Origin of the sequence: Thalassotalea sp. ND16A, from assembly GCF_000764205.1 — a bacterium.
GTDB lineage: Bacteria > Pseudomonadota > Gammaproteobacteria > Enterobacterales > Alteromonadaceae > Thalassotalea_A.
On sequence record NZ_JQDZ01000034.1, the window covers coordinates 1 to 12,871 of the forward strand.

A 12,871-nucleotide genomic window follows, 5' to 3' on the forward strand; every position below is an offset into this window, starting at 1 on the left:
TTCTTGGGTAAAAAAGTTTGAAAATGGTCGCATAGTGTTTGAAGTTTGGTTATTTCTGTTTTGTGGTGAAATTAATTTAACCAGATTTCAAACACTTACTCAAATATTTGTGGGGATACTTCAGGTTTTAACCTCGCAGGCTACCTACCTGATAGGTATGCCTATTTGTCCAATCTTTATCGCTTTCATTGCTGCTACGAGAGTATCCAAGTCCTGCTAATAAAGTCTAAAAAGCTATTAATTATATGAGGTTATTTAAAGTTATAGGATGAAATCGCACTTTCGTGATGATAAATGTTATAACTTAGATAATGAAAAAACATCGAGCAATGACAGCTAACAACGCCGTTGTTTTGCGCTTTGACTAACTTAGTTATTATTGTCTTTAGCACACTCTAAAGTGTCGATGTTGAAGTTAGAGTTTTTAAGCGATTTCTTTACTGGTAGCAAATGAACAACCATCTTGTCGAAGGTTTTTGAAAGCTGGTTTGTATTTCAAAACTCTTTGTATTAACATGTGCTCTTTATCGATGGCACCAGGTTTTTCAACCGATAACAATTGTCTTGACAGTGTTATTCATCATAGATACATTAACTCAAACGTTTGAGATGGGGCTGCCTCTAACTGTAACTGGCAGGGGAGCCATTACCAATTATACAAGGTTATTTAATGTTATAAGGTGATGGCGCATTTTGCTGACTGTTAATGTTACAAAATTAAATAATTATAAAGCTAATGGATTAATATAAAACAGATGACAGCGTTGTCATTGTGTGTTTATATATGTTCACATACTGTTGCTTTGAGTACTCTCTAATGATGCAGATGATAAAGAGATAGGCACCGGCAGAGGCCGGGAATCAGTAAACAGTAATACCAAATACTTAACGAATAATAATCACTAAACCATAACAATAATAAGAAACACTAAACTTCAACTAAACTATAACTTAAATCATAACTGTTAAATGATACTAGGCACACAGATGAACGAACTACAAAAATTTTATCCGGTAACAGAGAAAGCTAAGGCGCATAGCCACTTAGATAAACCCCAATACCAAGCTCTTTATCAGCAATCTATTGAAAATCCAGATCAATTCTGGGGCGAACAAGCGAACGAATTTATCGATTGGTATAAACCGTTTGATAACGTCAGCAAAGTTGATTTCGCTAACGCCGATATCGAATGGTTTCAAGGTGGACAACTCAATGTGAGTTACAACTGTATCGATCGTCACCTGGCTACGCGCGGTGAACAAACGGCAATTATTTTTGAAGGTGACGAGGTCACTGATGATAAGCACATCACTTACAATGAATTGCACCAGCAAGTGTGTAAATTTGCCAATGTGTTAAAAGCTCGTGGTGTCAAAAAAGGTGATCGGGTATGTATCTACATGCCGATGATCCCTGAAGTCGGATACGCCATGCTTGCCTGTGCTCGTATTGGCGCAGTGCACTCTGTGGTCTTCGGTGGTTTTTCATCGGAATCAATTAAGGCTCGTGTGCAAGCAGCCGATTGCCAAGTAGTGATCACCGCCGATCAAGGGGTTCGCGGTGGTAAAATTATCCCGTTAAAAGCGAACGTCGATAGTGCGGTTGCAGACTGTCCAAATGTTAACTCTGTCATTGTGGTACAACGAACCGGTGCCGACGTGCCATGGAATGAAGACATTGATGTTAACTATGAGCAGGCAATGAGTGATGCTTCGAGTGTTTGTGAACCAGAAGTGATGGATGCGGAAGACCCATTATTTATTTTATATACCTCTGGCTCTACCGGGGCACCAAAGGGCGTTTTGCATACTTGTGGTGGTTATATCCTGTATGCGGCAATGACTCACAAGTACGTTTTTGATTATCAAGATGGTGACATTTATTGGTGTACAGCCGATGCTGGTTGGATCACCGGTCACAGTTATATTTTTTATGGCCCATTAGCAAATGGCGCAACGACCTTGATGTTTGAAGGCTTACCTACTTACCCATCTGCGAGTCGTTGCTGGCAGGTGATTGAGAAACACAAGGTTAACGTATTCTATACGGCGCCTACCGCGATCAGAGCGTTAATGGCGAAAGGTGATGAATTTGTTGAAGGCTCAGATTTATCGTCACTGCGGTTATTAGGCAGTGTTGGCGAGCCAATTAACCCGGAAGCCTGGCATTGGTATTATGAAATTGTCGGTAACAGCAATTGTCCAATCGTTGATACCTGGTGGCAAACTGAAACTGGCGGTATCCTAATTACTTCATTACCAGGCTCTGCCGGGATGAAACCTGGAGCTGCCGGCTTACCATTTTTTGGCGTACAACCGGTGGTCATTAATAAAGATGGCGAAGAGCTTGAAGGCGAAGCTCGGGGAGCGCTAGTGATGAAGGGCAGTTGGCCTGGTCAAATGCGCACCATTTATGGCGATCATCAACGTTTCCACCAAACCTATTTTAGCCAATACTCAGGTTATTATTTTACCGGTGACGGGGTACAACGTGATGCCGATGGTTACTATTGGATACTTGGCAGAATAGATGACGTGCTCAATGTTTCTGGCCATCGCTTAGGTACGGCGGAAATTGAAAGCTCCTTGGTGCTGCATCCGAAAGTATCAGAAGCGGCAGTGGTGGGTTACCCACACGACATAAAAGGCCAGGGCGTTTATGCCTTTGTCACCTTAATGCACGATGAAATCGAAAGTGAAGAGTTGATCACCGAGTTGAAAGCACTAGTGGCCAAAGAATTAGGCAGCTTTTCAAAACCGGATCTTATTCAGTACGCTCCAGGCTTGCCAAAAACTCGTTCCGGTAAAATTATGCGCCGCATTTTGCGTAAAATTGCTGAAAACGAATTATCCAGTTTAGGAGATACCTCAACGCTAGCAGATCCTAGTGTGGTTGAAGATCTGATCGAAAACCGGTTAACGCACGACTAATAGCTATCAGCTATTCAAAGAAAGGGACATTTTGTCCCTTTCTTATATCTAATAGCAAAAAATTACAGCTTGTTATTAAATAGTGCTTGCCAGGTGAAACGAAAAACTGATACAACTAATCATCAGCTCGAAAAGAGCGGCGAATTTTGGCCAGAATCGATAAACCATTGTCTGGCAGATTAAATAAAAAGACAGATATGCAAAACCAAAAACTAAACTTCCGATATTATCGCTTTTCCTATCTTTATTACTAAGCCTTGCTTGGTAACTCCTGCTATATCTAATTTATTTTAACAATTTAAACACCAATTTTAATTAACAACAAAACTTTTTATCGGAAAAAAACTATGCAAACTAGCAAACTTAACGACGTTCATGTTAACTCGGAAGAAGTACTTATTACGCCTAATCAACTGAAGGCGAAGTTACCGTTAACCACTTCTGGCCGTGAATTTATCCTCGACTCAAGAGAAGTCATTTCCAATATTATCCATAAAAAAGATCCACGTCTGTTGGTGATTTCTGGCCCGTGTTCGGTGCACGATGTTGAAGCGGCAAAAGAATATGGTCGTAAACTAAAGGCCTTGCATGACGAGTACCAGGATACGTTATACATAGTGATGCGCGTATATTTTGAAAAACCGCGTACTACCGTCGGCTGGAAAGGCCTGATCAATGACCCACATATGGACGGCAGTTTTGACGTCACCTCAGGGCTAGAGACTGCCCGCGAATTATTGATTTACCTAACGGAATTAGGCTTACCTTTGGCAACCGAGGCGCTCGATCCAATTTCACCACAGTATTTAGCCGAGCTGTTTAGCTGGTCGGCCATTGGCGCGAGAACCACAGAGTCACAAACTCATCGAGAGATGGCCAGTGGTTTATCTATGCCTATCGGCTTTAAAAACGGCACTAACGGTTCCTTAGGTGTGGCGATTAATGCGATGGAATCGGCGGCATCGCCACATAGATTCATGGGCATAAATAAAGAAGGTCAGGTTGCGCTGCTTACCACTTCTGGCAATAGCGACGGTCATGTGATTTTACGAGGTGGCCAACAACCTAACTATGATTCAGTCAATGTCGCCATTTGTGAGCAAAGCCTTAAGGATGCTAATTTAGAGCAAGCGCTAGTGATTGATTGTTCGCATGCCAATTCAAGCAAAGATCATAATCGTCAGCCATTGGTTGCTGAAAATGTGGTTAATCAAATTTGTGAAGGAAATAAATCAATCATCGGCTTAATGCTGGAAAGTCATTTGAATGCCGGCAACCAAAGTTCTAACTTGCCGAAAAGTGAATTGGCTTATGGCGTGTCGGTAACCGATGCGTGTATTGACTGGCAAGCCACTGAAATCTTGTTAGCGCAAACCAACGAGAAACTTGCCAATGTGCTGCCTAAGCGTATTGACTAAGCATTTTCAAAACCGATTAAAATAAATAAACAAATTTGATAATCACTTATGACCACCTTTGAACATAACTTGCAGCAATGCCGAGATGAGATAGATCAAATAGATCAACAGCTTGTCGAGCTCTTAAGCAAACGCCGAGAGGTGACTGCGCGAGTCGGAGAGTTGAAAAGCCAGGTTGGCATGCCAATTTTTGCACCGCAAAGAGAGCAGCAATTATTGGCAAAACTGCGCAAGCAAGCACTATCAAAACAAGTTTCGCCGCAGCTGGTTGAAGACATCTTTCGCCGCATTATGCGCGACTCCTATTCTTCTCAAGACGAGCAAGGTTACCAATGTATCAAGCCCGATGCCGGAAAAGTTGTGGTCATTGGGGGTAACGGCCAACTAGGGCAAGTGTTTGTCGATTTATTTAGCCGAACGGGTTATGACGTTGCCATTATAGAAAAAGATGACTGGCAGCAGGCGGAGCAAACTTTTGCGCACGCAGGCTTGGTGATTGTTGCGGTGCCGATTAATCTCACCGAGTTAGTGATTGGCAAACTAGCAACTTTGCCCGATGATTGTATTTTAGCGGATATTACCAGTATTAAAGACAAACCATTGACTGCCATGTTGGCTGTGCATAAGGGACCCGTTGTTGGCTTACATCCGATGTTTGGCCCAGATGTTACTGGCTTTATCAAGCAAACCATTATCGTTTGCCATGGCAGAGAACAACAACAATACCAGTGGTTGCTCGAGCAATTTGCCGTATGGGGTGCGTTAAACTACACCGTAAGCGCGAAAGAACATGATGATGCCATGGCAATGGTGCAAGTGATGCGTCATTTCTCGACGGTAAGTTATGGCTATCATTTAATGCAGGAAAATGTTGAACTTGAACAGCTGCTGGCGATGAGTTCGCCGATTTACCGGTTAGAGTTGGCTATGGTAGGACGTTTGTTTGCCCAAGATCCCAACTTGTATACCGAGATCATTTTTTCAAACCCGGATAATGTGGTAATGATGAAGCGCTTTGCTAATCGCTTCCTCGAGTTATTAACTTCCGTAGAAAAGGGTGATAAGCTTGATTTTATTGACAAGTTTACTCAAGTTGCCAACTGGTTTGGTGATGATGCGCAAAATTTCTTGTTAGAATCAACTTCACTTTTGGATAAAGCCCGTGAACACAAATAATGCTGATATCAACATCAGCCTGTTAAAGCATGATCAAAAAAATATTCTGTTATTGGCCGCTACGCTTTTGCTTGGACTCGCCATCTTACTGACGATAAAACCGGTAAGCGCCAGCGGCGATGTGCACTTAGGCTTAATCAGTAAAAGCCAGCTGCTTGATAATCATGAAGATTTTGCCGAAAACTATAGTGGTTATCAAACTTCTGATGAAGAATTGGCCGCGGTTGCGGCGCTGCCGGATGATTTAATAATCAAAGTGTTTTTTGGTACCTGGTGCCATGACAGTGAGCGGGAAGTACCACGTTTGTTGCAAAGCTTTAAAAAATCCCCAGTAAGTATTGAGCTTTATGCGCTTGATACCAATAAATCTGATCCTGACGGTTTAGCAACAGCCAATAATATTAAATATACACCAACCATTATTGTCTATCAGCATGACCAAGAAGTTACGCGGATCATAGAACGACCGGAAAACTCCCTGAGTGAGGATATCCTCAGCGCCTGGTTGCAAAATAAACAATAAGAGTTCAGGTTAAATAACCTGAACCCGAGGATAAACAGGAGTTAGTGTAGAGCTTGCAGCGTTGCTAATACTTCCAGTCTTAATGCCTTAATTGATTGGGTAATGGCATCATTTTCACTTTGTTGCTCATCCATTAATTGCCAGCTTTTAGCCCAAACCTGTTTTAATTGTGCGGCATTTTGCTGCACTTGTGGCGATACGGTTTGTGCTAAATCTTGCACATATAACACATAACTCCAGCCCTTGATCGGGTCACCTTTATCTTTATCTTCGTTATAAAAAGCGTGATCCACCAAGAGTTGCAACTCGGCCAGCGACATTAAAATTTGAAACGATGAGGTGCGTACATTGCGATTGTATTCGGTTTGCTCATTACGCCAGGTATTATAGGCCAATGAACTTATCGCAATGAAAATACTGACAATCGCAATAAGATTATTTTGCAATTGCTGTTTTAGGCTACGCTTTAAACCTGAGTTTTTCATGCTATTTCGTTTTCAATTTTTCAAGAAATGCTTCTTTCTTTTCATCGAGCTTGTCATTGAACTGCTGTTTTAGCGCCTTTTTATATTGCTTCTTCGCCGCTTTTGCAATGGCTTTGAATACATTGGTTGATACTACCCCGGCCAGTTCGCTCACCGCTACTCCCTGTTCTCCGCCAATGGCGCCTAGTTCAACTTCCGGGATTTCAATATCGTAAATTTTGCCATTCACTTTGCTTAAATCTAACGTTAACGCGACGCCAGCAAGGGTTAATTTCTCAATGGCAATGCGAGTCTCTGGGATATCACTGCTTTTCTTTTGCGGTTCAGGTTTGGTTTGCTCAGCATCACCAGATCCGGTCGAAGTATTACGTTTAATGGCGTTTAATAAATACTCAACATTGGTTTTGCCATTTTGGTCGAATTCAACAAACGCCTGCGGTTTATTTAAGGTAATCGACTCAATAACCAGTGGTGACTGACCAAATGACGAAATATCAAGGTCTAATGAAACTTCCCCTAAATAAAAGGCTTTAGGCTGGCCGAACTGACTTGGGTTTGAAAAACTAACGCCATAAATTCCGCCAAAGCCTTCGCTTAATTGCAAATCTACGCTGTCTACTGTCACGGGTTCCCCCAGTACTTGTGAACCGTGAGTTTCTATTTGTGAACGGATAAAACCATTCAAGTCAGCTGAGGCTAAAAACCATAACATGGCGCCAAAAAACAGCAATAAGCCAGCAGCAACAATAGCGAGTTTGTTCATTGAGATTCCTAAATATTTTGATAAGTTGGTTAAAAGCTAAAATGGCTATAACATTATTATAGCTGAGCTAAGTTTTTATTTAACTTATAAAAAATGTAATTCGGCGTATAATTATCGTTTCAAAAAGTTATTTACGCTATATTTGCGCAAAATTTTATCGGATATTTTTTATCATGGAAAACTCAACTTCATCACGATTACCATTATTTGCACTGGCACTGATGTTGATAGCCTTACTTGTCTATTTGAATTGGCCAGCACCACAAGAGAATGCACAACAATTTTCTCGTGTGGTGTCGGTAAAAACAGCGACCTTAACCATGGCGGAGTTCAGTGATGAATTTGAAGCGCTTGGCACGGCAAAAGCGAATGAAGAAGTTATCATTACCGCACAATATTCAGACATTATCGAATCGATTCATTTTGATGACGGCGACACGGTGAAAAAAGGCGATATTCTGGTTGAGTTGGCAAAGGCGGAAGAGCTGGCTAAGGTAAAAGAATATCAAGCTAACCTTGATGAATCGACTGCACAGCTAGATCGTTTTAAAGAACTATTGAAAAAAAATGTTGGCTCTATTGCCCAGCGTGATGAACAACGCGCGAAAGTGGAAGCGATAAGAGCGCAGTTAATAAGTGCCAAAGCCGTTTTAGCCAACTTAACCATAAGAGCACCTTTTGATGGTCAATTAGGCTTTCGCCAAGTGAGTGTTGGTGCCTTAATTGAAAATGCTGATGTGATCACCTCTTTAGACGATGTACAAACCATTAAAGTCGACTTTGCCATTCCTGAACGTTTTTTTACCACGGTTAATGTTGGCCAGTTAATCGCGGCTACCAACGTTGCTTATCCAGGGGTAAAGTTTAACGGCAAAGTCACAGGTATCGCTTCCCGTGTAGACACTATTACCCGCACCATTCAAATAAGAGCCGAAATACCAAACCTTAGCGCTAAACTGCGTCCGGGGATGTTAATGAGTATCATAGTGGAACGTAATGTTGAACAAATACTGTTATTACCCGAAGGTGGGGTGATCCCTTTTGAAGACCGACATTTTGTCTTTGTGGTTGAAGGCGATACGGCTAAACGGGTCAATGTGATTGTTGGCAGACGAAAGCCAGGCATAGTTGAAATCTCTTCTGGTATCGCTGAGGGGACTCAGGTGGTGGTCGAAGGAGCGTTAAAACTTAGAGATGGCGCCAAAGTTAAGGTTAGCAATGGTACGGCGAATGGTACTGATAGCGGTATGGAAATTAAATAATGATTTTATCTGACTTATCGGTTAAACGCCCGGTATTTGCCACGGTTCTTAATTTATTAATCATCACTTTTGGTATCGTCGCTTTTTTGCTGTTGCCATTGCGTGAATACCCGGATACCGACAAACCGGTTGTCACAGTTTCCACCAAATACTCGGGGGCATCAGCCGCCATCGTTGAAACTAAAATTACGCAAATTCTGGAAGATAAAATCAGTGGCATTGCCGGCGTTAAAAACATCAATTCGACCTCACGAGATGGTCGCTCCAGTATTCAGATAGAGTTTGAAAACGATAGAGAAATTGATGATGCGGCCAATGACGTTCGTGATAAAATTTCCTCATCATTAAGGCGCTTACCTGAGCAAGCCGATCCCCCTGAGGTACAAAAAGCCAGTGATGATGGCGACGTTATTGCGTGGTTTACGCTAACCAGCGATGTGTTTAACACGCTTGAGTTAACCGATTATGCAAACCGCTATATTGTTGATCGTTTTGCCGTGGTCAATGGTGTCGCTGAAATTAGGGTTGGCGGTGGTCGCACGTATGCGATGAAAATTACCCTCAACCGGCAAGCGATGGCCGCTCGTGGTATTACCGTTAATGATATAGAAGATACCTTAAAAGCAGAAAACGTTGAACTGCCCGCTGGCGATATCAAATCAGTGGATCGGGTATTTAATGTCAGAGTAGCACGCAGTTATAAAACCGATGTCGATTTCGCCAACATGGTGATAACCCGTGGCGAAAATAACACCCTGGTCCGTCTAGGCGATATTGCGGAGGTTAAAATTGCCTCTGAAGATGTCGAAACCATGTTCAAAGGCAATGGCCGTAATATGGTGGGTTTGGGCATCATCAAACAATCTACGGCCAACACCATTGATGTGGTAGAGGCGGCACGAGCCGAACTGGAAGAAGTTAAACTAAATCTTCCGGCGGGGACCACGATCACGCCGAGTTACGATTCATCCATTTTTATCAAAGAATCGATCAGCGAAGTCTATAACACCCTGGGCATCGCCATGTTGATGGTGGTTTTGGTTATCTTTGTCTTTTTAGGGAATATTCGGGCAACGTTGATCCCGGCAGTTACCGTACCAGTAGCCCTTATTGGTTCTATGATAGCGCTCAGTGCCTTGGGCTTTTCGATAAACCTGTTAACCTTGCTGGCGCTGGTGTTGGCCATTGGTCTGGTGGTCGATGATTCGATTGTGGTACTAGAGAATATTTATCGCCGTATTGAAAATGGTGAAAAACCCCTCATGGCCGCTTACCATGGTGGTCGAGAAGTGGCATTTGCGGTGGTTGCTACCACCATGGTGCTGGTTGCCGTGTTTGTGCCATTAATTTTCTTAGCTGGTGATATCGGCCGTTTGTTTACCGAATTTGCCTTAGCAATCGCTGCCGCGGTTATTTTCTCCAGTGTTACGGCACTGTCATTAACACCGATGATGTGTTCAAAACTGTTGAAGCACCGTCAGCGCAGCTCCTCTTTTGGCCAATTGCTTGATAAAGGTTTTGCTAAGCTGGAAGCATCCTATGCTAACTCGTTGCGTTCGGTGATCAAACAACCGTGGATGATAGTGCTGGTGATGCTACTTGCATTTGCCAGCCTTTGGACAATTTTTGATAAACTGCCGAGTGAGTATGCGCCAAAAGAAGATAGAGGTGGTGCATTTTTAATTATGAGTGGTGCTGAAGGCGCAAGCTATGCAAATAACAGTGCCAACATGAAAAAAATCGAAGAGAAACTATTACGCCATTATCACCAAGGTACGCTACAGCGGGTGATCGTACGTGTGCCGGGGTTTGGTGGTACTGGTGGCATTGCTATTATTGGCTTACCCAGTTGGCATCAACGGGAAATTTCCACATTCGATTTTATTAATGACTTTAACCGTGAGTTGGCCTCTATTACCGATGTTCGTGCATTTGCGATGATGCGCGGCGGCATTGGTGGCAGAAGGGGCGGTGGTCGTCCTATCGGTTTTGTGTTGCAGGGTAACAGTTACGAAGAGTTAGCGCGCTGGCGGGATATTATTTTGACTCGGGCGCAAGAGAATCCCAACATCATTTCTCTTGAAACTGATTACAAAGAAACGTCACCACAATTTTTAATCAATATCGACAGAGCTCGTGCCGCTGACTTAGGTGTATCGGTAGGGGATATTGGCACCACATTAGAAACCATGTTAGGCAAACGCCGAGTGACCACCTATGTGGAACGTGGCGAAGAGTATGATGTGATTTTAGAAGGTGATGAAAACGAATATCGCAGCCCAAGCAGTATCGATAACATCTACGTGCGCTCAAAAGCTACCGATCAGTTAGTCGCGATGTCTAATTTAATCAGCCTTGAAGAAGGGGCTCGTGCCAAAGAGTTACGTCGTTATAACCGGTTAAAAAGTATCACCATCAGCGGTAACGTCGCCGACGGTTATACTCTTGGTGAAGCGTTGGATTATTTAAACGAAATTGTAAAGCAGGAATTACCGGTGGAGGCCGCTGTCGATTACTCGGGCCAATCACAAAAATTAAAAGAAGGCGCTAGTTCGATGTTGATGATCTTTGGTCTGGCATTATTGATCACCTACTTGGTCTTAGCGGCACAATTTGAAAGCTTTATCCATCCGTTTGTGATCATGTTAACCGTACCGTTGGCTTTGGTTGGCGCCTTGGCCGGGTTATACGCAATGGGCATGAGTTTGAATATTTACAGCCAAATAGGCATAGTGATGCTGATTGGCCTGGCGGCGAAAAATGGTATTTTAATCGTCGAGTTTGCCAACCAGTTGCGCGATGCCGGCGAAGAGTTTACCGATGCCATTATTAAAGGTTCGCAACAACGATTACGGCCAATTGTGATGACCTCGTTTACTACCGTAATGAGCTCAATACCGCTAGTGATTGCGGTTGGCCCAGGGGCAGAAAGCCGCATGGTATTAGGGGTAGTTATTTTTGCTGGTGTATCGTTAGCAACAATGTTTACCTTATTTATCGTGCCGGGTGCCTATTACTGGCTTTGCCGAAATACTAAATCACCAGAATACATAGCCAGACAAATAGAACAAAACAGCTAACTTAAATCGCAAAGCAAAGCGGTAAACATACGAGTAGTTCTGAGCGAGTTATTCGTATGAAGCAGGCACCTGACCTGAACTAACTAAGTATGGTTTAATTCAGGACTAAATGATTATAATGAGCGATATAGAGTCATTCACAACGTTCACTTTTTCGCATAACTGACACTCAAATTTTGTTCAATTACAATGTCATCAACAAATCTGGCAAAGCTTATTTGAAATATTCTTTTTTATCTTGGTAGGCTTTTCTAAAATATTCCACCAGTAACTTAAGCTTTTTATCAGGTTGGCGTGTTTTTGGGTACACCGCATAAATACCTAAGTCTTTTGCAGTTTTTCCGGTTAAAATTGATACCAGTCTGCCAGCAACTAAATCTTCATGAACCAATGCCTTGGGTAAATAGGCAATACCAAAGTGAGATAATGCAGCTTGGCTAAGTGAATTTAGGTTATTCGAGCGAAAGCGTCCTTTGAGCTGTACAAAGTACTCTTTGCCATCCTCTTTAAAGCTCCATTGTTCAGAGCCTGCACCTTCATATTTATAGATTAAACAACTATGCTCGCTTAATTCTTGAGGTATTTTGGGTGTACCATTATTTTTTAAATATTCAGGGCTTGCACATACCACCCAATCAGAATCGATTAAACGTTGTGCCACTAATGTAGAGTCTTCTAAGTGTGCGGTTCGAATGGCAAGATCATAACCTTGTTCAATAATATTAACTAAACGGTTATTTACAGTCAGTTCAACATTGACGTTTGGATAATCGTGACAAAACTGAGCTAATGCCTCACTTAATACTAGCCGAGCAGACACCACCGGCATTGTTAATTTTATCGTGCCTCGAACATCTTTGCTGTAGCCAGTTATAGCATCTTCGGCTTCTTGAACAGCAAGTTTAGCCAACCGGGCCTTACCATAAAAAGTCTTTCCTGCGTCGGTTAAACTTAGCTTGCGCGTTGTTCGATAAAGCAGCTGCGTATTCAATTCACGTTCTAACCGCGCAATTCTTTTACTGACAACAGAGTTAGTTAAATTTAGTTGTTCTGCAACTTTGCTAAATGTTCCTGCCTCAACAACCATAACGAATAAAATCAAATCATCTGCTTTTGCTACCATCATTTCACCTATTTGATTATGTCATAAAAGGAAAAAAACAATATCATTAATGCCAATATATTAATAGTGTAAATAGATGTAAATTAAATGTAACGATTATATGTGCATTG

Annotated in this window: 10 protein-coding genes; 7 read left to right on the forward strand and 3 right to left on the reverse strand. The window is 42.3% G+C overall.

Going from position 1 to position 12,871, the window contains the following annotated elements:
- The 5 genes from ND16A_RS21635 to ND16A_RS13215 all read left to right on the forward strand — a co-directional run.
- A partial coding sequence (locus ND16A_RS21635) for a hypothetical protein (protein WP_033076808.1) occupies positions 1–220 on the forward strand: 220 nt, incomplete at its 5' end.
- Between the two features lie 767 nt (positions 221–987).
- Complete coding sequence (acs, locus tag ND16A_RS13230; RefSeq protein ID WP_033076809.1) at positions 988–2,931, forward strand: acetate--CoA ligase; 1,944 nt, start codon at positions 988–990, stop codon at positions 2,929–2,931.
- A gap of 347 nt (positions 2,932–3,278) precedes the next feature.
- On the forward strand, positions 3,279–4,349 hold the full coding sequence (locus ND16A_RS13225; RefSeq protein WP_033076810.1) for a 3-deoxy-7-phosphoheptulonate synthase: 1,071 nt from the start codon (positions 3,279–3,281) through the stop codon (positions 4,347–4,349).
- A 48-nt stretch (positions 4,350–4,397) separates the two neighbouring features.
- Positions 4,398–5,525, forward strand: a complete 1,128-nt coding sequence (gene tyrA / locus ND16A_RS13220) for a bifunctional chorismate mutase/prephenate dehydrogenase (RefSeq protein WP_033076811.1) — start codon at positions 4,398–4,400, stop codon at positions 5,523–5,525.
- A complete protein-coding gene (locus ND16A_RS13215; RefSeq protein ID WP_052072945.1) occupies positions 5,512–6,048 on the forward strand; it encodes a thioredoxin family protein in 537 nt (178 codons plus the stop codon). The genes tyrA and ND16A_RS13215 overlap by 14 nt, the downstream gene beginning before the upstream one ends.
- A gap of 41 nt (positions 6,049–6,089) precedes the next feature.
- On the opposite strand, the gene ND16A_RS21470 is transcribed toward ND16A_RS13215, so the two are convergent.
- Together ND16A_RS21470 and ND16A_RS13205 are read right to left on the reverse strand one after the other, a co-directional pair.
- On the reverse strand, positions 6,090–6,533 hold the full coding sequence (locus ND16A_RS21470) for a hypothetical protein (protein ID WP_033076812.1): 444 nt from the start codon (positions 6,531–6,533) through the stop codon (positions 6,090–6,092).
- A gap of 1 nt (position 6,534) precedes the next feature.
- The gene (locus ND16A_RS13205; RefSeq protein ID WP_033076813.1) at positions 6,535–7,296 is read right to left on the reverse strand and encodes a hypothetical protein; all 762 of its coding nucleotides are present in this window, start codon (positions 7,294–7,296) and stop codon (positions 6,535–6,537) included.
- A gap of 173 nt (positions 7,297–7,469) precedes the next feature.
- Here ND16A_RS13205 and ND16A_RS13200 point away from each other — a divergent pair, with 173 nt between their 5' ends.
- Positions 7,470–8,558, forward strand: coding sequence for an efflux RND transporter periplasmic adaptor subunit (locus ND16A_RS13200; protein WP_052072946.1), 1,089 nt, complete (start codon positions 7,470–7,472; stop codon positions 8,556–8,558).
- Entirely contained in the window at positions 8,558–11,638 is a 3,081-nt protein-coding gene (locus ND16A_RS13195; protein ID WP_033076814.1) for an efflux RND transporter permease subunit, read from the forward strand. Before ND16A_RS13200 ends, ND16A_RS13195 begins: the two co-directional genes overlap by 1 nt.
- 214 nt (positions 11,639–11,852) lie before the next feature.
- Here ND16A_RS13195 and ND16A_RS13190 read toward each other — a convergent pair whose 3' ends face one another.
- Entirely contained in the window at positions 11,853–12,764 is a 912-nt protein-coding gene (locus tag ND16A_RS13190) for a LysR family transcriptional regulator (protein ID WP_235282001.1), read from the reverse strand.
- Between the last annotated feature and the right edge of the window lie 107 nt (positions 12,765–12,871).

Coding starts and splice junctions, on each gene's coding strand:
- ND16A_RS13195 (WP_033076814.1), top strand. CDS start 8,558: ATGATTTTATCTGACTTATCGGTTAAACGCCCGGTATTTGCCACGGTT.
- acs (WP_033076809.1), top strand. CDS start 988: ATGAACGAACTACAAAAATTTTATCCGGTAACAGAGAAAGCTAAGGCG.
- ND16A_RS13205 (WP_033076813.1), bottom strand. CDS start 7,296: ATGAACAAACTCGCTATTGTTGCTGCTGGCTTATTGCTGTTTTTTGGC.
- ND16A_RS13225 (WP_033076810.1), top strand. CDS start 3,279: ATGCAAACTAGCAAACTTAACGACGTTCATGTTAACTCGGAAGAAGTA.
- ND16A_RS13200 (WP_052072946.1), top strand. CDS start 7,470: ATGGAAAACTCAACTTCATCACGATTACCATTATTTGCACTGGCACTG.
- tyrA (WP_033076811.1), top strand. CDS start 4,398: ATGACCACCTTTGAACATAACTTGCAGCAATGCCGAGATGAGATAGAT.
- ND16A_RS21470 (WP_033076812.1), bottom strand. CDS start 6,533: ATGAAAAACTCAGGTTTAAAGCGTAGCCTAAAACAGCAATTGCAAAAT.
- ND16A_RS13190 (WP_235282001.1), bottom strand. CDS start 12,764: ATGATGGTAGCAAAAGCAGATGATTTGATTTTATTCGTTATGGTTGTT.